Genomic DNA, 21,151 nt, shown 5'->3' with positions numbered 1-21,151 from the left:
CCGTCCGGGACGGGCTCGTTCAGCCGCGGAGCACGGCCCCGTGGCGCTCGGCGGCCACGGCGACGGCCGCCTCGCGGGCGGCAGAGGCCTCGTCCGCGGTCAGGGTGCGGTCCGGGGCCCGGAAGCGCAGCGCGAAGGCGACGGACTTCCGGCCCTCCTCGATGCCGGGGCCCTGATAGACGTCGAAGACGCGGACGTCCTCGAGCAGCTCCCCGGCGCCCTCCTCGAGCGCGGAGCGCAGCTCGGCGGCCGGGACCGTGGCGTCGACCACGAGCGCCACGTCCTGGGTGGCGGCCGGATAGCCGGAGATCGGGCGGGCCTGCACGACCTCGACCTCGGCGTCGACGAGGGAGCTGAGGTTCAGCTCCATCGCCACGGTCCGCTCGGGCAGGCCCTGGGCGGCCACGAGCTGGGGGTGCAGCTCGCCCGCGTAGCCCAGCGGGGTGCCGTCGGCGGTGGCGAGCACGGCGGTGCGGCCCGGGTGGAAGGCCTGGTGGGTGCCCTGGCGGACGGCCAGCTCGACCCCCAGGACCTCGGCGGCCAGCCGGGCGGCGTCGAGGGCGTCCTGCCAGTCGAACGCCCGCGGCGCGGTCCACGGGCCCTCGGCCGCGTCCCGGCCGGCCAGGACCGCGGCGAGGTGGCGCGGCTGGGCGGGAATGCCGGCCTCGATCTCGTCGAGCACCGCCCGGCCCGGGCGTGCCCCCAGCGGGGGGATGCTCGCGGTGCCGAGCTGCTCCCCGGGACGGAAGACCCGCCCGACCTCGTAGAGCGCCAGGTCCCGGAAGCCGCGGGAGGTGTTGCGCCGCAGCACCTCCAGCAGGCCCGGGAGCAGGGACACGCGCAGCCTCCCCTGGGCCTCGCTGATGGGGTTGGCCAGCTTGACCGACGGCACGGGCACCCCGGGCTCCGGGGCTCCCCACAGCTCGTTGTCCGCCTGCGAGACGAACGGGTAGGCGAGCACCTCGGTCAGCCCGGCGGCCGCGAGCGCGTCGGCGACCCGCTTGCGGGCCTGCTGCTCGGCCGTCAGGCCGCGGCCGGGGGGCGCCACCGGCAGCCGCGAGGGGATCGTGTCGTAGCCGACGAGGCGGGCGATCTCCTCGACCAGGTCCTCCTTCTCGACCAGGTCGGTCCGCCACGACGGGGGCACGACGCGCCAACCGTCGTCGGTGGCCTCGACCTGCGCACCGATCTCGACGAGGGTCGAGACGACCTGCTCCGCCGTGTACTCCACGCCCGTGCGGCGCCCCGGGTGGTCCCAGGGCAGCTCGATGGGAGCGGGGGCGGAGGTCTCGTCCACGTCGGTGACCTCGGGGCCGGCCGTGCCGCCGGCCAGCTCCACGAGCAGCTCGACGGCGCGCTGGGCCGCCACCGGGGCGATCTGCGGGTCCACCCCGCGCTCGAAGCGCTTGGACGCCTCCGAGGGGAGCTTGTGCCGGCGGGTGGTGCGGGCGATCGAGATCTCGTCGAAGCGGGCCGCCTCCACGAGCACGTCGACGGTGCCGTCCGAGACCTCGGTGGCGGCACCGCCCATGACCCCGGCCATCCCGATCGGCCCGGAGCCGTCCGTGATGAGCAGGTCCTCGGGGTCCAGGGCGCGCTGCTTCCCGTCGAGGGTCGCCAGGGTCTCGCCCGGCGCGGCCCGGCGCACGGTGATGCCCCCGGTCAGCTTGCCGAGGTCGTAGAAGTGCAGCGGCTGGCCGAGCTCGAGCATCACGTAGTTGGAGATGTCCACCGGCAGGGAGATCGAGCGGATCCCGGCCAGGCGCAGCCGCGCCGACAGCCACGGGGGCGTGGGGGCGGTCGCGTCGATGCCGGTCACCGTGCGCGCGACGAAGCGGGTGCACCCGGGGCTGCCGTGGATCGGGGCGTCGTCGTCGACGGCCACGGGGAACCCGTCACCGGTGGGCGCGGGCACCCGGGCGGCCACGGTGCCGGCCGGGTCCGTGAAGGGCTCGTGCACGGCGTGGCAGTACTCACGGGCCACGCCCCGGATCGAGAACGCGTAGCCGCGGTCCGGGGTCACGTTGATCTCGGCGGCCTCGTCGTGGAGCCCGAGCAGCTCCAGGGCGTCCGCCCCGAGCTCCGGGTCCAGGCCGAGGGTCGAGAGCACCAGGATGCCGTCGTGGTCCTCGCCGATGCCGAGCTCGCGCACCGAGGCGATCATCCCGGCGGAGGTGTGACCGTAGGTCTTGCGCGCCGAGATCGTGAAGTTCCCGGGCAGCACGGCGCCGGGCAGGGTCACCACGACCTTGTCCCCGATCTCGAAGTTGTGGGCCCCGCAGATCACGCCCTGCACGCCGGAGGGGTCGATGCCCTTGCCGGTCAGGGTCTGTTCCTGGCCCTCGGGGACCACGCGGACGGTGCACCAGTTGACGGTCTTGCCGTTGGAGTGGGTCTCCGGCTCCTTGGACAGCACCTGGCCGACCACGACCGGGCCCTTCAGGTGGTCCGCGGGGCGGTGGACGTCCTCCTCCTCGAGGCCCACCCTCACGAGGGTGGCCAGGACGTCCTCGGCGGTCGCGCCCGCCGGGACGGGGGCGTGCTCGCGCAGCCATGACAAAGGAACTCGCATGCTCTAGATCTCCATCCCGAAGTGCTCGCTGAAACGGACGTCGCCCTCGACCATGTCGCGCATGTCCGGGACGTTGTTGCGGAACATCAGGGTCCGCTCGATGCCCATGCCGAACGCGAAGCCCGAGTGGACCTCGGGGTCGATGCCGGCCGCGCGCAGCACGTTCGGGTGGACCATGCCGCACCCGCCCCACTCGATCCACTGCGGACCGCCCTTGGCGTTCGGGTGCCACACGTCCAGCTCCGCGGACGGCTCGGTGAAGGGGAAGTAGTTGGGCCGCAGCCGGATCCTCGCCTCCGGGCCGAACATCTGCCGGGCGAAGTGCTCGAGCGTGCCCTTGAGGTCGGCCATCGACAGGCCCTCGTCCACGGCCAGCCCCTCCACCTGGTGGAAGACGGGGGTGTGCGTGGCGTCGAGCTCGTCGGTGCGGTACGTGCGCCCCGGGACGACGACGTAGACCGGCAGCTCCCGGTTCAGCAGCGTGCGCATCTGCACCGGCGAGGTGTGCGTGCGCAGCACGAGGTGCGCCTCGGGCGGGTCCACGAAGAACGTGTCCTGCAGCTCCCGGGCGGGGTGGTCCGGCTTGAAGTTGAGGGAGTCGAAGTTGTACCACTCGGACTCGACCTCGGGGCCGTCGGCGACCTCCCAGCCCATGGCCACGAACGTCTCGCCGATGCGCTCCATGAGGTTGGTCAGCGGGTGCCGCCCGCCCAGCCGCCGGCGCCGGCCGGCGGCGGTGACGTCCACGGCCTCCTCGACGAGGATCCGGGCGTCCCGCTCCTCCTCGAGCACCGTGGTGCGGGCGGCGATCGCCTGGTTGACGCGCCCGCGGGCCTGGCCGACCAGCTTGCCGGCGGCGGCCTTCTGCGACTTGTCCAGGGCGCCGATCCGCCGGTTCGCCAGCGCCAGGGGCGAGCGCTCCCCCGCGTGGGCGAGCCGCACCTCCTTGAGCGCGTCCAGGTCCTCGGCGTTCTCGACGGCGGTCAGGGCCGCCTCGACCGCAGCGGAGACCGCGGCCTCGTCGGTCGGGTCGACCACGCCGCTCGGGGCGGTCTCGGGTGGCAGTTCAGACATCAGCTGGCGACTTCTTCGGCTCGGGGACGGCTTCGTCCGGGCACGCTGTTACGTGTTTCTTGTGACAGATGCCACGGGAAAGCCCGGATCGGCACGGATCGCGGGCGGATCCCAGTCTATGGCACATGCCTCACGGGCCGCCCACCCGTCCCGCACCACGTCGTTCCCGGCACGGACCTGGTAGGACTGGAGCACCCCGCCGTCCACCCCGAAGGAGCCCCGCCTGTGCCCTACCTGTTCCTGGCCCTGGCGATCACCGCCGAGGTCATCGGCACCTCGCTGCTGAAGTACACCGACGGGTTCAGCCGGCTGTGGCCCACCGTGGGCAGCCTGGGCATGTACGGCGTGGCGTTCGCGCTGCTGGCCCAGACGCTGCGGACCATCCCGGTGGGGGTCGCCTACGCCATGTGGTCCGGGCTGGGCACCGCGGCGATCGTGGCGATCGGCGCCGCGTTCCTCGGCGAGCCCCTCACCGTGACCAAGGTGGTGGGGGTCTCCCTGGTGATCGCGGGCGTGGTGGTCCTCAACCTGGGCGGGGCGCACTGAGCGGATCTACGCTGGTCCCATGACGCCCGAACTGAGCCGCACGGCACGCCTGCGGCAGGTGTGGAACATGACGAACCTGTCGACGCCGCTGGGGCTGCTGGTCGCCGCGGCCACGCGCACGAGGGTGGTCCGCGGGCCGGAGGGGCTGATCCTGGGGTTCGGCTACCGGCCCCGGCTGCCGAAGGCGGGGGCCTTCACCGTGGGCAACGTCGTCCTGTTCCGGGCCGGGATCGACGACGTCGCGGCCCGTCCCCGGCTGCTGGCCCACGAGTCGCGCCACGCGAGCCAGTGGGCGAGGTGCCTGGGCCTGCCGTTCCTGCCGGCCTACCTCGTGGCCGCGGGGTGGTCGGTGCTGCGCTGCGGGCACCCGGCGCTGCGCAACCCCTTCGAGGTGCGGGCGGGCCTCGCCGACGGCGGCTACCGTTCGCCGGACGGCCGCTGACACCGCCCTCCCCGCGTCCCCCCTTCGCCGAACTCACCGCTTCTGCCCGAGACGGGGATGGATGTGCTGCCCTCTCGGGGCGAACCGGTGAGCCCGGCGGTGGGGTGGGGTGCGGTGGGTGGGCGGTCCTCCATCTGCACTGCAGGTCGGGGGGTCACGCAGCCCCTGCTCCACAGAGCGGTCCCGGGCCGTGTCCGGGCGCGTCGACGCGGCGCAGGATCCGTGCATGACCGTGTTCCCGCCCCGGCTGCTGACCCTGGCCGACCTGCAGACCATGGGCGTCTCCTCCACCGGCGCCCAGCGCCTCGTCCGGGCAGGTGCCCTGCACCGGGTGGCCCACGGCGTCTACGCCGGCTCCGCCTGGTGGCACGCCCTGGACGACCGGGACCGGACGGTGCAGAGGCACGTCGCCGTGGCCCGCACCGCGGTGGCTCCTCCGGTGTTCTGCCGGGACTCGGCGGCGCTGCTCCACGGCTGGCGCCTGCTGCGGGACCCCGGGGCGCCGCAGGTGCTCCACGGCCCCGGCCTCGGCACCCGCAGCACCGACCGGGCGGCCCACCACCACAGCGGCCGTCTGCCCGACGACGACGTCGCCGAGCGCAACGGGCTGCTGCTCACCACCCCGCAGCGGACCGCGCTGGACTGCGCCCGGTTCCTCCCGCTGGGTGCCGCCGTGGTGGTCCTGGACCAGGCCCTGGCCGCGGGGGTGGATCCGGGCGGGCTCACGGCGCGGCTGGCCCGGCTGCCCGGTCACCGGGGCGTGCGGCGAGCCCGGAACGCCCTGGATCTCGCGGACCCGCTCTCGGAGTCGCCGGGCGAGTCGCTCACCCGGATCGTGCTGCTGCAGTCCGCGCTGCCGCCCTTCGTGTCGCAACCGACCATCCGGACCTGCAGGGGCGTGTACCGGGCCGACTTCGCCTGGCTCGAGGCCCGCGTGGTCCTCGAGTTCGACGGCCGCGTCAAGTACTTCCTGGACACGCCGACCGGTGAGGTGCTCTACGCGGAACGGCGGCGGGAACTCGCCCTGGTCGGGGCGGGCTGGACGGTGCTGCGCACCGACTGGGAAACGGTCACCCGGAAACCCGAACAGCTCGTCGCCCGGCTCCACCTGGCCCTCCGCGGCCGCGTTCCCCGGCCCTGACCTCCCCGCCGCTGCGCTCCCCATCGCTGGCCCCCCATCTCTGGGCCCCCCAGCCGAACTCACCGGATCAGCCCCAGAGGCGAGAACAAGAACCGCGGTTTCGGGTCGCAGCGGTGAGTTCGGCGGAGGGGGGGGCGGGGGTCAGGAGGCGAGCTGGTCCAGCAGGGCGTGCACGATCGGCAGGTCGGCCGGGATCCACGGCAGCGCGAGCGCGGCGCCGGCGTCCTCCAGCGGGAGCCACCGCACGGCGAGGTGGTCCTCCCCCACCACGGGCCGCGGGTCGCCGCCGGCCGCCACGGCCGTCCAGACCCGCATCGCCGCGGTGTCCTTGAGCGGCCAGCCCTGGGCGTGCGGGCCGTGCACCTCCGCGAGGAGCCGGACGTGCACGCCGAGCTCCTCGGCGCACTCGCGCACCAGGGCCTGCTCGCAGCTCTCGTCCGGCTCCTGCTTGCCGCCCGGGAACTCCCACAGGCCCCGGAGGGCCTCGGGGTAGGCCCGTTGCGCCGCGAGGAAGGCCGTGGGCCGGTCGGCGTCGTCGAGGAGGGCGGCGCCGACCACCTGGGTGCGGTACGCGGCGGGCAGGGGCGCGGTCATCGGCTCAGCGCCCGTCCCCGGAGCGGGGGCGCCGCTGGGCGCGGGCCGAGGCGTAGAGGCACACGGTGGCGGCGGTGCCCACGTTGAGGGACTCCGCCCGTCCGTGCACCGGCACGGCGACGCGGTGGTCGGCCAGCGCCTTCTCCTCCTCCGACAGGCCCCGGGCCTCGTTGCCGAACACCCACACGGTGGGCCGGGCCAGGTCGTAGGCGGCCTCGACGCCGTCGGCGCCGGCGGCGCGGGCGGCGGAGGCGTCCTGGAGCCCGTCGAGGTCGACCTCGCCGTGGCCGTCGGCGGCCAGCACGCCGCAGCCCGCGGCGCGGGCGGCACCGAGCAGCGCGGCCAGGTCGGCGCCCACCACCACGGGCAGGTGGAAGAGGGACCCGGCGGTCGAGCGCACGGTCTTGGGGTTGTAGACGTCCACGCTGCCGGCGGTGAGCACCACCGCGTCCGCGCCCGCGGCGTCCGCCGCGCGCAGCACGGTCCCGGCGTTGCCGGGGTCCTGCACCCGGGCCAGCACGGCCACGAGCCGGGGCCGGGCGGCGATCACGGTCCCGAGGTCGGTGTCGAGGGGGCGGCACACGACGACGACGCCCTGCGGGGTCACCGCGTCGCTCATGGCGGCGAGGACCTCTCGCGTCACGAGGCGGACGAACACGGAGCGGTCCTCGGCCACGCGCTCGAGGAGAGCCGTGATGTCCGGGTGCCGGCCCAGGGCGTCCTCGGTGACGTAGACGGCGTCCACGCACGGCGACTCCAGGTGCCGGGCGAGGGCCTCGGGGGCGTTCTGCGGGCCCTCGGCGAGGAACAGCCCGCGCTTGGAACGCGCGGAGCGCCCGGCCAGTCCCGCGACGTCCCTGACCCGATCGGCTCGGGGGTTGGACATCGGCTGGGCGGCCAGGCGCTCCGTGAGGTTCACTGCTCCGACTGGGCTCAGACGGCGGCTTCGCGCGGCGCGGAGGTGTCCTCCGGCAGGGCCTTCTTCGCGACCTCGACCAGCGCGGCGAACGCGTTCTGGTCGTTGACGGCCAGCTCGGCGAGCATGCGGCGGTCGACCTCCACCTCGGCGGCCTTGAGGCCCTGGATGAAGCGGTTGTAGGTCAGGCCGTTGGCGCGGGCCGCGGCGTTGATGCGCTGGATCCACAGCCGGCGGAAGTCGCCCTTGCGCTTCCGGCGGTCGTTGTAGCTGTAGACGAACGAGTGGGTGACCTGCTCCTTCGCCTTCCGGTACAGGCGCGAGCGCTGGCCGCGGTAGCCGGAGGCCTGCTCGAGGATTTCCCGGCGCTTCTTGTGGGCGTTGACCGCCCGCTTCACACGTGCCACGTGTGTACTCCTTCACTTCGGTCCCGGCCGCTCGGCCGGGAGGTCAAATCTGTGCGGGGCGGGGAGACTGGCTCCCCAACGGATGCGGTGGGGTCTACTTGCCCAGCATCTTCTTGATGACCTTGGCGTCACCGGGGGCCACGATCTGGTCGGAGGCCAGGCGACGGGTCAGCCGGGAGGACTTGTGCTCCAGGTAGTGGCGGCGGTTGGCCTGCTGGCGCTTCACCTTGCCGGTACCGGTGAGCTTGAAGCGCTTCTTCGCCCCGCTGTGGGTCTTCATCTTCGGCATGTGGGCCGCTCTCCTTGCGATTCTTCCGGTGGTGGCCACCGGAGGGCGCGGCGACGTCCGCCGCACCTCCACGGTGCCCCTGGCGCGCAGCCGGGACCGGCTGCGCGCCACGGGGCGCTGTCAGTTCTGCTCCGCTCGCGCGGATGGTCGTGCTGGGCTCAGGCCTGGGGCCCGGGCTTGGCACCCGGCTTGGGCCCGGGCCGGGGAGCCTTCGGTGCCGCGGCCGGAGCCTTGGGCGCCGGCGGCTTCGGGGCGGCCTTGGGCGCCGGGGTCTCAGCGGCCTCCGGCGCCGGGGTCTCAGCGGCCTTCGGCGCCGGGGTCTCAGCGACCTCGGGCGCCGGGGCCTCGGCGGCCTCGACGGCCTCGGGGGCGGCGGGCTGCGCCGTCTCCGGGGCCTCGGGGGCCGGTGCCGTCTCCTGGACGTCGGGCTCCGCTGCCGGCTGCTGCACCGGCTCCTTGGCCTGTCCGGCCCGCTCGCGCAGCTCGGCCGGGAACGCGTCCCCGATCGTCTGGGTCACGGGCTCCGCGGAGGACGTGTCGACCTTGTCCTTCGCCTTGCGCTCGTTCTCGGACTTCGCCTCCTCGCGCTGCTTCTGGCGGCGCGCCTCGGCCTTGGCCTCGGCCTTGTTCTTCAGCGGGCCCACGACCATGACCATGTTGCGGCCGTCGACCCGGGGGCTCGACTCGACCGCGCCGACCTCCGCGACGTCGTTCGCGAAGCGCTCGAGCAGGCGGACGCCCATCTCGGGGCGCTGCTGCTCGCGACCGCGGAACTGGATCATGGCCTTGACCTTGTCGCCGGCGCCGAGGAACCGCTTGGCGTGGCCGACCTTGGTCTCGTAGTCGTGGGTGTCGATCTTGAGCCGGAACCGGACCTCCTTGAGGACCGTGTTCGTCTGGTTCTTGCGCGACTCCCGGGCCTTGACCGCGGCTTCGTACTTGTACTTGCCGAAGTCCATGAGCTTGGCCACCGGCGGCTTGGCGTTGGGCGCCACCTCGACCAGATCGAGATCCGATTCGCGGGCCAGCCTCAGTGCGTCCTCGACGCGGACGATGCCGACCTGCTCGCCTGCGGGTCCGACGAGACGGACTTCGGGGACTCGGATTCTGTCATTGATACGTGGATCGCTAATGCCGTGCTCCTGATGCTCTGCGTGATCGCCCGGAGGTTTCCGGGGACCTCATGGTTCGGTCCGGTCCGCAACGACAAAAGCCCCCGCTGCGGTCGGCAAGCGGAGGCTCATCGCTGCGTTCCCCGTGGGGTGACGCACTGCGTGACGTAACGGACGCGGGATGTCCCGGCCGTGCCGTCGTGCGGACGATGTCGTCGCGGACCCGGCGGCCGTGCTCCGGTCCTCCGAGAGGCTCGGGGACCGTGGCCGGCGCGGGTGGGAGTCTCCTCCACTTGCACACTGCCGACCAGTCTAGCCCATGGGCGGCGGGTTCGGGAAACGACGGTCGTGCCGGCGCCTCACTCGTCCTCGGTGCTGTGCAGGGCCCGGCGGGCCGAGAGCAGCTCCGTCTCCGGCCGGGCGGCCACGAAGCGCTCGACCTCGTCGAGGAGCTCGACGAGGCGGGCGGCGTCCGCCGCGACCACGGCGGTGCCCACGAGGGCCCGGCGGTGGAGGTCGAGGTGGCCGACCTCGGCGGCGGTCACCGGGAAGCGGCGGCGCAGCTCCGCGACGAGGGGCCGCACCACGGAGCGCTTGGCCTTGAGGGAGTGGACGTCCCCCAGGAGCACGTCGAACTCGATCCACCCGATCCACACGGTGTCCCCGCCCCCTTCCGGCCGGCTCCCGGCCTCCCCTGCAGGATAGTGCGGGCGGCGGCCGGGGGTGTGGCAGAGTTGGGCCATGACTTCCGAGAACACCTTCCGCTTCGACGACGACGCCGCACGGTCCGGCCAGGAGATCCCGCAGGAGACGGTCAGCGCCGTCGACGAGCAGATGCGCGACATCGCGGAGGTCCCCGCCATCGAGGTCATCACGACCGCGGCCGTGCACCTCATGAGCGCGGCCGCCGTGAAGTGCGGGCTCGCCGCCGGCGAGGACGCCGAGGAGCTCAAGGACCTCGACGAGGCGCGCAAGCTCATCACCGCGCTGGCCGGTTTCGTCACCGCCGCGGCCCCGGAGATCGGCTCGCAGCACGCCGCTCCGCTGCGCGACGGCCTGCGCACCCTCCAGCTCGCCTTCCGCGAGGCCTCGCGCTACCCGGACGCCCCCGGCCAGGGGCCCGGCGAGCGGTTCACGGGTCCGGTCAGCTGAGTACCGGCGCCGTCGTCCTTCGCGGGCTGATCCGGGTTCCCCGGGTCAGCCCGCTGTCGTGAGACGCAGCTGCATCGAGTCCACGTCCTCCGCGAGGGCCGGCTCGACGCTCAGCCGGGCCTGGAACCGGGCGACGACGTCGTCCAGCCGTCCCCGGTCGAGTCCGGCCCGCAGGGACAGCACGACGGCGAGCTCCGGGCCCGCGCCGCCGCCCCGGACGAGCGCCCCGTCCGCGGCGCGCACGGCCACCCCGTCCCCGGGTGCCGTCGCCACCCCGAGCACGCCCGGCAGGTCGGCGGCGCAGCGCCGGACGGCCTCCTCGACGGCCTGGCTGCGGTAGGAGGGTGTCCAGGGCCTGCCCTGGGCCAGTGCCCAGAGGGCCGGTCGGCGCACCACGAACGGGAGGTCCGCGCCGGGGTCGAGCACGAGCAGCTGGGTGCCGTCCTTGACCGCGGCCACGGCCGCCCGGCGGACGTCCGTGGCCACCGGCCGCGCCCGGGCGTGCCAGTCCGTGAGCGCCGCCGTGGAGGTGAAGACCGGCAGCACCTGCCGGCCGTCCGCGGCCCGCAGGGAGACGAGCGCCATGTCGGCCTCCTTGTCGGCTACGAGACCGGCCTCCGTCACGGTCGAGGCCGAGACCTCTGCCACCACGGGCACGAACACCCGGGTCCCCGCGAGCGCGGCGACCACGGAGGACTCGTCCGCCTCCCCCGCGCGCAGGTCCTGGAGGGCCCGCAGCACGGCCGGGACGGCGGCGCCGTCGTCGTCGGGGAACCGGTGGGTGTGGCTGGTGCCCTCCCCCAGGTTGCGCCCGGCCCAGGCCTGGCCGCCGGTGTCCTCAGCCCCGCCCGCGCCCGCGAGCTGGGCGGCGATGTGCCCGGGCAGGGGCCGCTCGGTCACCGCGCTCCCGGTCGGCCCGCCACGTCGAGGGCTTCCTCGAGGGTGAACCGGCCCGCGTAGAGGGCCTTGCCCACGATCGCGCCCTCGACGCCCGAGGGCACGAGGGTGCGCAGGGCCGCGAGGTCCTCGAGGGAGGAGATCCCGCCGGAGGCGACCACGGGCTTGTCGGTGCGGGTCGCGACCTCCTTCAGCAGCTCGAGGTTGGGGCCCTTGAGGGTGCCGTCCTTGGTGACGTCGGTGACCACGTAGCGGGCGCAGCCGTGGTCCTCGAGGCGGTCCAGGACCTCCCAGAGGTCCCCGCCCTCCTCGGTCCAGCCGCGGGCGGCGAGGACGGTGCCCCGCACGTCGAGGCCCACCGCGATGACGTCGCCGTGCTCGGCGATGACCTTCTGCGTCCAGTCGGGGTTCTCGAGGGCCGCGGTGCCCAGGTTGATCCGGGCGGGGTCCAGGGACAGCGCCCGCTCCAGCGAGGCGTCGTCGCGGATGCCGCCGGACATCTCGACCTTCAGCTCGAGCTCGGCGGCGACGCGGCGCAGCACGTCGATGTTGTCGCCGCGGCCGAAGGCGGCGTCGAGGTCCACGAGGTGGATCCACTCGGCGCCGGCCTCCTGCCACGCGAGGGCGGCCTCGAGCGGGTCGCCGTAGCCGGTCTCGGAGCCGGCCTCGCCCTGGACCAGGCGCACGGCCTGGCCGTCGGCGACGTCGACGGCGGGCAGCAGCTGGAGGCGGGGGGTCTCGCTCAGGGGCATGGGATCTCTCTTCTCGGTGGTCGGGGTGTCGGACGGACGGGAGGTGCTCAGCGGCCCTGGAACCAGGCGTACCAGCCGTAGCCGACCAGGCCCGCGGCGATCACGGCCAGGAGCACGACCGTCCAGAGCGGTTTGTGCTGCTGGTGGAAGGAGATGGCACCGCCGGCCACGAAGGCCCCGGCCACCATCACGAGGACGGCGGCGCTCACGCCGGCCCGTCCCCGGTCTCCAGGGTCGGCCGGCCGGCCAGGGTGTCCCCGCCCAGCGGGTCACCGGCCTTGAGGTGGTCCAGGCGTCCCGTGCGCGGCAGGGTGCCGAGCCAGTTGCGCAGCAGCTGGATGCCGGCCTCGGACGACTTCTCCGGGTGGAACTGCGTGGCGCACAGGGGGCCGTTCTCCACGGCCGCGACGAAGCGCCCGCCGTGGTCGGACCAGGTCACCTGCGGCGGCCGCATCTTCTCGATGCTCTGCGGGAAGTCCCACTCCTGCACCCCGTAGGAGTGCACGAAGTAGAACCGCTCGTCCTCGATCCCCCGGAACAGCACCGAGCCCTCGGGCGGCTCGACCGTGTTCCAGCCCATGTGCGGGACCACGTCGGCCTTCAGCCGTTCGACGACGCCGGGCCACTCGCCCATGCCCTCGGTCTGCCGGCCGTGCTCCACCCCGGACTCGAAGAGGACCTGCAGCCCCACGCAGATGCCCAGCACGGGGCGGCCGCCGGCCAGGCGGCGGCCGATGAGGCGCAGCCCGTCCACGGAGCGCAGCCCCTCCATGACGGCGGCGAACGCCCCGACGCCGGGGACCACGAGGCCGTCGGCGTCGAGCACCGCCTCGGGGTCGGCGCTGAGCACCACGTCCGCGCCGGCGGCCTCCAGGGCGCGCACTGCCGAGCGGACGTTGCCCGCGCCGTAGTCGAGCACCGTGACGGTGGGCCGGTCGCCGCCGCGGGTCGTGGTGGTGTCGTCGTCGTTCACAGGGCGCCCTTCGTGGACGGGATGCCGTGCACCCGGGGATCGGGCTCCACGGCCTGGCGCAGGGCACGGGCCACGGCCTTGAACTGGGCCTCGGCGATGTGGTGCGGGTCCCGGCCGGCCAGCAGCGTGACGTGCAGGCAGATCCCGGCGTGGTGGGCGAGGGACTCGAAGACGTGCTGGACCATGGAGCCGGTGAAGTGCCCGCCGATGAGGTGGTACTGCTGGCCCTCCGGCTCCCCCGTGTGCACCACGTAGGGCCGGCCGGAGATGTCGACCACGGCGTTGGCCAGGGCCTCGTCCAGCGGGACGGTCGCCTCGCCGAAGCGGCGGATCCCGGCCTTCTCGCCCAGCGCCTGGCGCAGGGCGTCCCCGAGGACGATCGCGGTGTCCTCGACGGTGTGGTGGACGTCGATGTGGGTGTCCCCGGTGGCCCGGATGCGCATGTCGATCAGGGAGTGCTTCGACAGCGCGGTCAGCATGTGGTCGTAGAACGGCACGGAGGTGTCGATGTCGTTCTCGCCGGTGCCGTCGAGGTCGATCTCGACGGACACCGAGGACTCGCTCGTGCGCCGCTCCAGGGCGGCGCGGCGGGGCGCACGGGTGCCGGTGGGGGTCTGGTCGCTCATTCGGTGGGAACTCCTCGCGGGCGCGGCACGGCCGTCGGCGGGCCGCGGTGGGTCCGGGCCGGGCCGCGGGGCGGCGGCTCGGGCCCGGGGGTGGTCTGCTTCCATGCTATCCGGGTCGGGGAGGGCCCGGCCCGGACTGCTCAACCGCCGGAGACGATGCGCTCCATGCTGGTGAGGAACGCGGTGGTCTCCTCCTCGGTGCCGGCGGTGACCCGCAGGTGGCCGGGGATCCCGACGTCCCGCACGAGCACCCCGTCCTCGAGCAGCGCCTCCCACATGGCCCGGGAGTCCGCCATGCCGCCGAAGAACACGAAGTTCGAGTCCGACTCGGAGGGCTCGAGCCCGAGGCGCTCGAGCTCGTCGACGATCCGGTCGCGCTGCCTCTTGATGTCTTCCACGTTGGCCAGCAGCGACCCCGAGTGGCGCAGCGCCGCGAGGGCCGTGGCCTGGGTGACGGCCGACAGGTGGTAGGGCAGCCGGACGAGGCGCACGGCGTCGGCGACCTCGGGTGCCGCCGCGAAGTAGCCCAGGCGGGCGCCGGCGAGCGCGAACGCCTTGCTCATGGTGCGGGAGACGATCAGGCGGGGCCGGCCCTCGAGCAGCGTGAGCGCGGTGGGGGTGCCGCCGTGGGAGAACTCGGCGTACGCCTCGTCGACCACCACGACCGTGTTGAACTCCTCCCCCGCCTCGTACACGGCGGTGACCACGTCGGCGCCCAGCGCCGTGCCCGTCGGATTGTTGGGCGAGCACAGGAAGACGACGTCCGGGCGGTGCCGGCGCACCTGCTCGGCGGCGGACTCCGCGGCCAGGCCGAAGTCGGCCGCGCGCTCCCCCGCGACGAAGCCGGTGTGCGTCCCGGAGGCCAGCAGCGGGTACATCGAGTAGGTGGGGACGAAGCTGAGCAGGGTGCGGCCGGGGCCGCCGAAGGCCTGCAGGATCTGCTGCAGGATCTCGTTGGAGCCGTTGGCCGCCCACAGGTTCTCGGCCCCGAGCCCGTGGCCGAGGTACGCGGCGAGCTCCTCGCGCAGGGCGGTGAATTCTCGGTCCGGGTACCGGTTGAGGGTCCGGGCCGCCTCCGTCACCTCCTGGACGATCGCCGCGTGCACGTCCACCGGGACCGGATGGGTGTTCTCATTCGTGTTGAGCGCCACGGCGACGTCGAGCTGCGGGGCGCCGTACGGCATCTTGCCGCGCAGGTCGTCGCGGAGCGGGAGGGCGTTGAGTCGGTCCAGGTTCTGCGTCACCCGAACAGTTTAGTGCTCCGCCCCGGTGCTCCGGCCCAGGGCCGCGCGCCGGCCGTCCGGCTCGGGGTGGGCGGCTCAGGCGGCCGGGACCTCGAGGAGCTGGCCCGCCACGAGCACGGAGCTGTCCAGGTCGTTGAGCTCCACGATCTCGTCCATGACCTCCCGCGGGTCCCGGTCCGGGTCGGCGGTCACGGCGAGCTCCCACAGGCTCTGCCCGGGGAACACGGTGGTCTGCTCCGTCCCTGATCCCAGGACGGGCTCGCTCGTGGCCGTGGCCGTCGAGGGGACGAGGAAGATCACCGCGAGCACGACCAGGGCGGCGGAGCCGGCGAGGACGGGCAGCCCCAGGAACACCAGGCGGCCGCGGCGGGTCAGGGTCAGCGGGGTGCGGGAGCGCGCGGAGCGAGCACGCCGGGCCGCTCGGCCGAGGCCTCCCGCGGCTCCTGCGGATCCGTGGCGGCGCGCGACGACGGCGCTGAGGGTGGCACTGGCACTCATGACATGAACTCCTTGACGTTCCCGCGCGGAGCGGGCGATCTCGAACACCGGTCCGGTCGACGACCTCTCGGGGCCTCCATTCGATCGAACATACTTTCGAATACCGATGACCCATGTCTAGCACGTGTCTGCGAACGCTGTCGACACCGGGTCGTACATATGTTTGAACACGCACGGCGTGTCGCCTAGGCTGAGGGCGTGTTCGGGCCTCGGGCCGGCGCGCGCCGCGGACCCCCTGGCGCCTTCCGACCGGGACCCATCGAACCACCCGGGTCCGACATCGGAACCGGGTCCGCGCACACCGGCGGCACCGGCAGCCGGACGGGAAAGGACGACGCTCCCATGGCCCAGGCCCCCACCCCCGAGGAGCCCCGCGCGCGGGGCGCCCGCTCCGGGGCGCGCTCGCGCAGCCGCGGACTCAGCGTGCGCCAGCGCACCATCCTCGAGGCCATCCAGCGCTCCATCGCCGAGCACGGCTATCCGCCGTCCATGCGGGAGATCGGGGACCTCGTGGGCCTGGCCTCGCTCTCGAGCGTGACCCACCAGCTCTCCCAGCTCGAGAAACTGGGCTATCTGCGCCGCGACCCCAAGCGGCCCCGGGCCATGGAGGTGCTCACGCCGCTGCAGCTGCGCGGTACCGACGGCTCGGAACCCGCCGAGCCGTCGCACGAGGCCGCCGCGGCGCCCACCGGCCGCACCGCGCGCCCCGCCGCCCACGACGCCGTGGCCGAGCTGTCCACCTCGGCGGACGTGACGATGGTCCCGCTGGTCGGCCACATCGCCGCCGGCGGGCCGATCACGGCCGAGCAGTCCGTCGAGGACGTCCTCGCGCTGCCCCGCCAGCTGGTCGGGCACGGCGAGCTGTTCATGCTGCGCGTCAAGGGCGACTCGATGATCGACGCCGCGATCTGCGACGGCGACTGGGTCGTGGTGCGCCGGCAGAGCGCCGCCGACAACGGGGACATCGTGGCGGCCCTGCTCGACGACGAGGCGACCGTCAAGACGTTCCGCCAGCGGGACGGCCACACGTGGTTGCTGCCGCAGAACACACGGTACGAGCCGATCCTCGGCGACCACGCCACCGTCATGGGCAAGGTCGTCTCGGTGCTGCGCAGCCTCTGAGCCGCTGCACGCCCCCGGTGCCCGGGCCCCCGCCGTCGGCGGGGGCCCGGTCCCGTCCGGGCGCAGCGCGCGGTCAGGACGTGCTCGGTGCGCGCCGGACGCGTGCTCAGCCCGTGGCGAGCCGCTGCAGCGCCCCGAGCACCACGGAGCGGTCCGTGGTGGTCCACAGCGGCGGCAGGGACCCACGCAGGAAACCGCCGTAGCGGGCGGTCGCGATCCGGGAGTCCAGGATCGCCACGACGCCCCGGTCCCCGCCCGCGCGGATGAGCCGCCCGGCCCCCTGGGCGAGCCGAACGGCCGCGTGCGTTGCGGAGACGGACATGAACCCGTTGCCGCCGGCCCGCTCCGCGGCCCGGCTGCGGGCGCTCGCCAGCGGGTCGTCCGGGCGCGGGAAGGGGATCCGGTCGATCATCACGAGCCGGCACGAGGCACCCGGGACGTCGACGCCCTGCCACAGGCTCATCGTGCCGAACAGGCTCGTGGACGGGTCGTCGGTGAACTCCTGGACGAGTCCCGCCAGCGACGACTCCCCCTGGCACAGGATGGGCAGGTCGGTGCGCTCGCGCAGGGCCTCGGCCGCCTCCTCCGCCGCCCGGCGGGAGGAGAAGAGCCCCAGGGCCCCGCCCCGGGAGGCCTCCAGCAGGGCCAGCATCTCGTCCAGCTGGGCCTCCGTGAGGCGACGGCCGGGCTTCTCCAGGTGCTTGGCGAGGTAGAGGATGCCCTGCCTCGGGTAGTCGAACGGGCTGCCGACGTCCACGCCCTCCCAGCGGGGGGCGCCGTCGCCGCGCAGGCCGAGGGCGCCGGCCGCGGAGTCGAAGGACGAGCCGACGGACAGGGTCGCGGAGGTGAGCACCACGGTGCGCCCGTCGAAGAGCCCCTCCCGCAGGGTGCCGGCCACGCTGAGCGGGGCCACGTGCAGGGTCGCCGGGTCGGTGTCCTCGGCGGGGACGTAGCCGCGGCCGGGCTCCCAGCCGCCCTGCCGGGAGATCCACAGCACCTCCCGGTGCTCCTCGGCGGCGAGGATCCGCTCGGCCAGGTCGAGGACGTCGCTCACCCGGGAGCGGGCCATCTGCCGGCCGGCGTCCCCGTCCTTCTCCCCGGCACCGGCCTTGGACTCGGTCATGACGGTGCGGGCGGCGTCCCGGATCTGGGCCACGGCCGCCGCCTGGGCGTCGCCGAGGCCGCGGTGCAGCAGCTCGGCCGGGGCGCCCGTCAGGGCGGCCTCGAGGTTGGCGGCCCCGGCCGTGAGGGAGTCGGAGCTCGCGGAGGTGTGCTTGCGCACGGACGACGCGGCCGAGCGCACCATGGCCGCGGAGAGCTGGCCGGTGACGGCGCCCGTCACCCGGTCCTGGAGCTCGTGGGCCTCGTCGATGACCACGACGTCGTGCTCGGGCAGCACGGTGATCCCCTCGAACGCGTTGATCGCGAGCAGGGCGTGGTTGGTGATGACGATGTCGGCCTCACCGGCCCGCTGCTTGGCGAGCTCGGCGAAGCAGTCCTCGAACAGGGGGCAGCTGCGGCCCAGGCACTCCTTGGCCGTGACGGACACCTGGCGCCAGGCGCGGTCGCTGACGCCAGGGAGCACCTCGTCCCGGTCGCCCGTCCCGGTGACCCGGGCCCACTCCCGGAGGCGCTGGACCTCCTGGCCCAGCCGCCCGGGGTTCTCGGCGGCCGCCGGCTGCGGCGCGCCGGGGTGCGGGGCGGCGTCGGGCAGCGCGAACAGCGCGCCGGGCTCGTCGTCGGACGGATAGCCGCCCTCGAGCTTGTGCAGGCACGCGTAGTTGCTGCGGCCCTTGAGCAGGGCGACGTCCACGTCGCGCTCGAGCTCGCCCTCGAGGGCGGCCAGCAGCCGCGGCACGTCCCGGCCCACGATCTGCGACTGCAGCGCGAGCGTCGCCGTGGCCACGACCACGGGCTTGTCCGCGTGCTGGGCGTGCTCGACGAGCGGGGCCAGGTACGCGAGGGACTTGCCGGTGCCGGTCCCCGCCTGGACCAGCAGGTGCCGGCCGCGGTCCAGAGCCTCGGCGACCTTGGCGGTCATCAGCCGCTGGCCGTCCCGGACCTGCCCGCCCATCGCGGTGACGGCGGTGTCCAGCAGGGCCAGGGCGTCCTTCGCCCCCGGCAGGGTCTCGGGGCGCACGGCGGAGACGTCGTGCCCGGCCTCGTCCACGAATGCGGCGGACACGCGCTCAGGCGCTCTCGGCGCCGAAGCCGGGAGCGTGCTCGGGGGCGAACTCCGCGAGCTCGGCCGCGAGGTCCTCGCGGACCTTCACGAGCAGGTGGGTGCCCTCGGGCAGGTGCTCGGTGCGCAGGATCTCGGCGTCCCAGTCGTGCAGCCGGCTGACCACGTCACCGCGCTGGTACGGGACCAGCAGCTCCAGCACCGTCTCGGGGCGCGGGATGGACTCGCTGATCCGCTGCCTCAGCTCCTCGATGCCCTCCCCCGTGCGGGCGGAGACCACCACCACGTTGCGCTCGCGCTGCTTGATCCGCTCGACCACGAACGGGTCGGCGGCGTCCACCTTGTTCAGGGCGATGATCTCCGGGATGTTCTGGGCGTCGATGTCCGTGAAGACCTGGCGCACCGCGCGGATCTGCCCCTCCGGGTCCGGGTGGGAGGCGTCCACCACGTGCAGGATCAGGTCGGAGTCGGCGACCTCCTCGAGGGTGGAGCGGAACGCCTCGACCAGCTGGGTGGGCAGCGAGCGGACGAAGCCGACCGTGTCCGAGAGCGTGTAGCCGATGCCGTCCGGCGTCTGCGCGCGGCGGACCGTGGGGTCCAGGGTCGCGAACAGGGCGTTCTCCACGAGCACCCCCGCGTCCGTGAGCCGGTTCAGCAGCGAGGACTTGCCCGCGTTGGTGTAGCCGGCGATCGCCACGGACGGCACGGAGTGGCGGCGGCGGTTGAGCCGCTTGGTCTCGCGGGCCGGCTTCATGGCGGCGATCTCACGGCGCAGCTTGGCCATGCGGGTGCGGATCCGGCGGCGGTCCAGCTCGATCTTGGTCTCGCCGGGGCCGCGGGAGCCGATGCCCTCACCGGCGGCGGCGCGGCCGCCGGCCTGGCGGGACAGGGACTCGCCCCAGCCGCGCAGGCGCGGGAGCAGGTACTCGAGCTGGGCGAGCTCGACCTGGGCCTTGCCCTCCTTCGACTTGGCGTGCTGGGCGAAGATGTCGAGGATCAGACCCGTGCGGTCGATGACCTTGACCTTCACGACGTCCTCGAGCCCGCGCCGCTGGGAGGGGGCGAGCTCGGAGTCCACGACGACGGTGTCCGCGCCGGTCGCGGCGACGATGTCCCGCAGCTCCTTGGCCTTGCCCGAGCCCAGGTACGTGGCCGGGTCCGGCTTGGGCCGGCGCTGGACGATGCCGTCGAGCACCTCGGAGCCCGCGGTCTCGGCGAGCGCGGCCAGTTCCCGCAGGGAGTTCTCGGCCTCGGCGAGGGTGCCCTCCGTCCACAGTCCGGCCAGCACCACGCGCTCCAGGCGCAGCTGGCGGTACTCGAGCTCGGTGACGTCCTCGAGCTCGGTGGACAGCCCCGCGACGCGGCGCAGGGCGCGGCGCTCCTCGAGGTCCTGCTGGTCGCCGTCGTGGACGGTGTGCCCGTCCTCGGCGTCGGCGAGCTCGCGGGCCCGGCCGGAGAACCGGCCCGGCGCGGTGGAGTCGTCCTCGGGGGCGGCGTCCTGCCCGGCGGCCTGCTCCCGGGCGCGGGCCCGGGACAGCACGCGCTCGACGACGTCCTCCAGGTCCTGCCGGCTCAGGCCGTTCTCGGGCTCCGCGGCGGCGCGGGGCTCGGCAGGGGTTTCGCGGGGGTGGGTCATGGTTCCTTTCGGACGAGCTGCTGATCGGTTCATTCTAGTGGTGGCGCCGGACATCCTGCGGCGGGTCCGGACGTTCCCGCCGGAGCGGGGTCGGCGTCCGCGGCGGGCCGGGCGGTCGCTGTCGGTAGCATGGGGCGCTATGGCATCGCGTCCCGACTCCCCCGATCCCGTGACCGGCCCGGCGACCCCGAACCCGGGGACCGAGCACTACTTCTCCGAGGACCCCTCGGCGCCCGAGGTGCGGCGCTCCGTGGCCGTGACCCTGCGGGGGCGGGAGGTCGTGCTGCAGACCTCCAACGGGGTGTTCAGCCCGCGAGGCCTCGACAAGGGAACGTCCGTGCTGCTGGAAAATGTTCCCGATCCCACCGGCGCGGAGCTCCTGGACCTCGGCTGCGGCTGGGGCCCGATCGCGCTGAGCCTGGCCGGTTCCGCCCCGAAGGCCCGCGTCACGGCCGTGGACGTCAACGAGCGCTCCCTGCGGCTCACCCGGGACAACGCCGCGGCCCTGGGGCTGGCCGGCGTGGAGACGCTGCTCCCGGAGCAGGTGCCCGCCGACCGGCGTTTCGACACCATCTGGTCCAATCCGCCCATCCGGATCGGCAAGCAGCAGCTGCACGAGCTGCTGCTCCAGTGGCTCCCGCGGCTGGCCGTCGGCGGAACGGCGTGGCTGGTGGTGCAGAAGAACCTCGGCGCCGACTCGTTGCAGAAGTGGCTCGGCACCGCCCTGGGCGGCGGCTTCCGGGTCTCCCGGCACACGACGGACAAGGGGTTCCGGGTGCTGCTGGTCGAGCGCCGGGACTGACGGACCGTTCCGGGCGGCGGGCCGGGCCGCGGCGCTCAGACGAACGTGCCCTCGGCCACCAGCACGGCCGGTCCGGCGAGCACCACGTGCTCGGCGCCGTCGGGCGCCGGGACGAACGTCACGGAGACGACCCCTCCGGGCACCTGCACGAGCCACTGGTCGGGCGCCGCGGCG

At 74.1% G+C, this 21,151-nt stretch carries 23 protein-coding genes and 1 pseudogene; 6 read left to right on the top strand and 18 right to left on the bottom strand.

Annotated elements, in window-relative coordinates:
* Positions 1–19 precede the first annotated feature (19 nt).
* Positions 20–2,572, bottom strand: a complete 2,553-nt coding sequence (pheT, locus tag ACH9D2_RS19375) for a phenylalanine--tRNA ligase subunit beta (protein ID WP_396364460.1) — start codon at positions 2,570–2,572, stop codon at positions 20–22.
* Between the two features lie 3 nt (positions 2,573–2,575).
* Entirely contained in the window at positions 2,576–3,646 is a 1,071-nt protein-coding gene (gene pheS, locus ACH9D2_RS19370; RefSeq protein ID WP_396364459.1) for a phenylalanine--tRNA ligase subunit alpha, read from the bottom strand.
* A 225-nt stretch (positions 3,647–3,871) separates the two neighbouring features.
* Between pheS and ACH9D2_RS19365 the strand changes: the two genes are divergently transcribed.
* The 3 genes from ACH9D2_RS19365 to ACH9D2_RS19355 all read left to right on the top strand — a co-directional run bounded on the left by ACH9D2_RS19365 (position 3,872) and on the right by ACH9D2_RS19355 (position 5,775).
* Positions 3,872–4,192 (top strand): DMT family transporter, encoded by a 321-nt coding sequence (locus tag ACH9D2_RS19365; protein ID WP_396364458.1) that lies wholly within the window; start codon positions 3,872–3,874, stop codon positions 4,190–4,192.
* 19 nt (positions 4,193–4,211) lie between these two features.
* On the top strand, positions 4,212–4,634 hold the full coding sequence (locus ACH9D2_RS19360) for an eCIS core domain-containing protein (RefSeq protein ID WP_396364457.1): 423 nt from the start codon (positions 4,212–4,214) through the stop codon (positions 4,632–4,634).
* A 226-nt stretch (positions 4,635–4,860) separates the two neighbouring features.
* Positions 4,861–5,775, top strand: coding sequence for a DUF559 domain-containing protein (locus ACH9D2_RS19355; protein ID WP_396364456.1), 915 nt, complete (start codon positions 4,861–4,863; stop codon positions 5,773–5,775).
* A gap of 141 nt (positions 5,776–5,916) precedes the next feature.
* On the opposite strand, the gene ACH9D2_RS19350 is transcribed toward ACH9D2_RS19355, so the two are convergent.
* The 6 genes from ACH9D2_RS19350 to ACH9D2_RS19325 form a co-directional block, all read right to left on the bottom strand.
* Positions 5,917–6,369, bottom strand: coding sequence for a (deoxy)nucleoside triphosphate pyrophosphohydrolase (locus tag ACH9D2_RS19350; protein ID WP_396364455.1), 453 nt, complete (start codon positions 6,367–6,369; stop codon positions 5,917–5,919).
* A 4-nt stretch (positions 6,370–6,373) separates the two neighbouring features.
* Complete coding sequence (locus ACH9D2_RS19345; RefSeq protein ID WP_396364454.1) at positions 6,374–7,288, bottom strand: TrmH family RNA methyltransferase; 915 nt, start codon at positions 7,286–7,288, stop codon at positions 6,374–6,376.
* A 14-nt stretch (positions 7,289–7,302) separates the two neighbouring features.
* Positions 7,303–7,692, bottom strand: coding sequence for a 50S ribosomal protein L20 (gene rplT, locus ACH9D2_RS19340; RefSeq protein WP_396364453.1), 390 nt, complete (start codon positions 7,690–7,692; stop codon positions 7,303–7,305).
* 94 nt (positions 7,693–7,786) lie between these two features.
* Entirely contained in the window at positions 7,787–7,981 is a 195-nt protein-coding gene (gene rpmI / locus ACH9D2_RS19335) for a 50S ribosomal protein L35 (protein WP_017832891.1), read from the bottom strand.
* 158 nt (positions 7,982–8,139) lie between these two features.
* Complete coding sequence (gene infC, locus ACH9D2_RS19330) at positions 8,140–9,087, bottom strand: translation initiation factor IF-3 (RefSeq protein ID WP_396364463.1); 948 nt, start codon at positions 9,085–9,087, stop codon at positions 8,140–8,142.
* A gap of 365 nt (positions 9,088–9,452) precedes the next feature.
* Positions 9,453–9,749 carry a DUF503 domain-containing protein gene (locus ACH9D2_RS19325; RefSeq protein WP_396364461.1) on the bottom strand — a complete coding sequence of 99 codons (297 nt, stop codon included), beginning with the start codon at positions 9,747–9,749 and terminating at the stop codon, positions 9,453–9,455.
* Positions 9,750–9,834: 85 nt separating this feature from the next.
* Between ACH9D2_RS19325 and ACH9D2_RS19320 the strand changes: the two genes are divergently transcribed.
* Positions 9,835–10,245: a DUF1844 domain-containing protein gene (locus ACH9D2_RS19320; protein ID WP_396364452.1), complete on the top strand. Its 411-nt coding sequence runs from the start codon at positions 9,835–9,837 to the stop codon at positions 10,243–10,245.
* A gap of 45 nt (positions 10,246–10,290) precedes the next feature.
* Here the strand turns inward: ACH9D2_RS19320 and ACH9D2_RS19315 are convergent, their stop codons facing one another.
* The 7 genes from ACH9D2_RS19315 to ACH9D2_RS19285 form a co-directional block, all read right to left on the bottom strand.
* The gene (locus tag ACH9D2_RS19315; protein ID WP_396364451.1) at positions 10,291–11,145 is read right to left on the bottom strand and encodes an SseB family protein; all 855 of its coding nucleotides are present in this window, start codon (positions 11,143–11,145) and stop codon (positions 10,291–10,293) included.
* Entirely contained in the window at positions 11,142–11,894 is a 753-nt protein-coding gene (gene priA / locus ACH9D2_RS19310) for a bifunctional 1-(5-phosphoribosyl)-5-((5-phosphoribosylamino)methylideneamino)imidazole-4-carboxamide isomerase/phosphoribosylanthranilate isomerase PriA (protein WP_396364450.1), read from the bottom strand. The genes ACH9D2_RS19315 and priA overlap by 4 nt, the downstream gene beginning before the upstream one ends.
* Positions 11,895–11,941: 47 nt before the next feature.
* Positions 11,942–12,103 carry a hypothetical protein gene (locus ACH9D2_RS19305; RefSeq protein WP_396364449.1) on the bottom strand — a complete coding sequence of 54 codons (162 nt, stop codon included), beginning with the start codon at positions 12,101–12,103 and terminating at the stop codon, positions 11,942–11,944.
* On the bottom strand, positions 12,100–12,867 hold the full coding sequence (gene hisH / locus ACH9D2_RS19300; protein ID WP_396364448.1) for an imidazole glycerol phosphate synthase subunit HisH: 768 nt from the start codon (positions 12,865–12,867) through the stop codon (positions 12,100–12,102). The genes ACH9D2_RS19305 and hisH overlap by 4 nt, the downstream gene beginning before the upstream one ends.
* On the bottom strand, positions 12,864–13,493 hold the full coding sequence (gene hisB / locus ACH9D2_RS19295) for an imidazoleglycerol-phosphate dehydratase HisB (protein WP_298588959.1): 630 nt from the start codon (positions 13,491–13,493) through the stop codon (positions 12,864–12,866). Before hisB ends, hisH begins: the two co-directional genes overlap by 4 nt.
* Positions 13,494–13,633: 140 nt before the next feature.
* A complete protein-coding gene (locus tag ACH9D2_RS19290) occupies positions 13,634–14,737 on the bottom strand; it encodes a histidinol-phosphate transaminase (RefSeq protein WP_396364447.1) in 1,104 nt (367 codons plus the stop codon).
* A 75-nt stretch (positions 14,738–14,812) separates the two neighbouring features.
* The gene (locus ACH9D2_RS19285) at positions 14,813–15,235 is read right to left on the bottom strand and encodes a LysM peptidoglycan-binding domain-containing protein (protein ID WP_396364446.1); all 423 of its coding nucleotides are present in this window, start codon (positions 15,233–15,235) and stop codon (positions 14,813–14,815) included.
* Positions 15,236–15,577: 342 nt separating this feature from the next.
* On the opposite strand from ACH9D2_RS19285, the gene lexA reads away from it, so the two are divergent.
* Entirely contained in the window at positions 15,578–16,357 is a 780-nt protein-coding gene (lexA, locus tag ACH9D2_RS19280) for a transcriptional repressor LexA (RefSeq protein ID WP_396364445.1), read from the top strand.
* A 106-nt stretch (positions 16,358–16,463) separates the two neighbouring features.
* Here the strand turns inward: lexA and ACH9D2_RS19275 are convergent, their stop codons facing one another.
* Entirely contained in the window at positions 16,464–18,542 is a 2,079-nt protein-coding gene (locus tag ACH9D2_RS19275; RefSeq protein WP_396364444.1) for an ATP-dependent DNA helicase, read from the bottom strand.
* Between the two features lie 4 nt (positions 18,543–18,546).
* Positions 18,547–20,175 (bottom strand): GTPase HflX, encoded by a 1,629-nt coding sequence (gene hflX / locus ACH9D2_RS19270; RefSeq protein ID WP_396364443.1) that lies wholly within the window; start codon positions 20,173–20,175, stop codon positions 18,547–18,549.
* A gap of 139 nt (positions 20,176–20,314) precedes the next feature.
* Between hflX and ACH9D2_RS19265 the strand changes: the two genes are divergently transcribed.
* Positions 20,315–20,977 carry a methyltransferase gene (locus ACH9D2_RS19265; protein ID WP_396364442.1) on the top strand — a complete coding sequence of 221 codons (663 nt, stop codon included), beginning with the start codon at positions 20,315–20,317 and terminating at the stop codon, positions 20,975–20,977.
* Between the two features lie 35 nt (positions 20,978–21,012).
* Here ACH9D2_RS19265 and ACH9D2_RS19260 read toward each other — a convergent pair.
* A pseudogene (locus ACH9D2_RS19260) lies at positions 21,013–21,151 on the bottom strand (diaminopimelate epimerase); the annotation flags it as partial.

The sequence above is a fragment of the Kocuria rhizosphaericola genome (genome assembly GCF_044462205.1).
GTDB lineage: Bacteria > Actinomycetota > Actinomycetes > Actinomycetales > Micrococcaceae > Kocuria > Kocuria rhizosphaericola.
This window is presented reverse-complemented; position numbering and strand designations above follow the sequence as displayed.

Excerpts from the sequence above, each read along its gene's own strand:
- pheT (WP_396364460.1), bottom strand. The coding sequence starts at position 2,572 with ATGCGAGTTCCTTTGTCATGGCTGCGCGAGCACGCCCCCGTCCCGGCG.
- pheS (WP_396364459.1), bottom strand. The coding sequence starts at position 3,646 with ATGTCTGAACTGCCACCCGAGACCGCCCCGAGCGGCGTGGTCGACCCG.
- ACH9D2_RS19360 (WP_396364457.1), top strand. The coding sequence starts at position 4,212 with ATGACGCCCGAACTGAGCCGCACGGCACGCCTGCGGCAGGTGTGGAAC.
- ACH9D2_RS19355 (WP_396364456.1), top strand. The coding sequence starts at position 4,861 with ATGACCGTGTTCCCGCCCCGGCTGCTGACCCTGGCCGACCTGCAGACC.
- ACH9D2_RS19350 (WP_396364455.1), bottom strand. The coding sequence starts at position 6,369 with ATGACCGCGCCCCTGCCCGCCGCGTACCGCACCCAGGTGGTCGGCGCC.
- rpmI (WP_017832891.1), bottom strand. The coding sequence starts at position 7,981 with ATGCCGAAGATGAAGACCCACAGCGGGGCGAAGAAGCGCTTCAAGCTC.
- ACH9D2_RS19320 (WP_396364452.1), top strand. The coding sequence starts at position 9,835 with ATGACTTCCGAGAACACCTTCCGCTTCGACGACGACGCCGCACGGTCC.
- priA (WP_396364450.1), bottom strand. The coding sequence starts at position 11,894 with ATGCCCCTGAGCGAGACCCCCCGCCTCCAGCTGCTGCCCGCCGTCGAC.
- hisB (WP_298588959.1), bottom strand. The coding sequence starts at position 13,493 with ATGAGCGACCAGACCCCCACCGGCACCCGTGCGCCCCGCCGCGCCGCC.
- ACH9D2_RS19285 (WP_396364446.1), bottom strand. The coding sequence starts at position 15,235 with ATGAGTGCCAGTGCCACCCTCAGCGCCGTCGTCGCGCGCCGCCACGGA.
- lexA (WP_396364445.1), top strand. The coding sequence starts at position 15,578 with ATGGCCCAGGCCCCCACCCCCGAGGAGCCCCGCGCGCGGGGCGCCCGC.
- hflX (WP_396364443.1), bottom strand. The coding sequence starts at position 20,175 with ATGACCCACCCCCGCGAAACCCCTGCCGAGCCCCGCGCCGCCGCGGAG.
- ACH9D2_RS19265 (WP_396364442.1), top strand. The coding sequence starts at position 20,315 with ATGGCATCGCGTCCCGACTCCCCCGATCCCGTGACCGGCCCGGCGACC.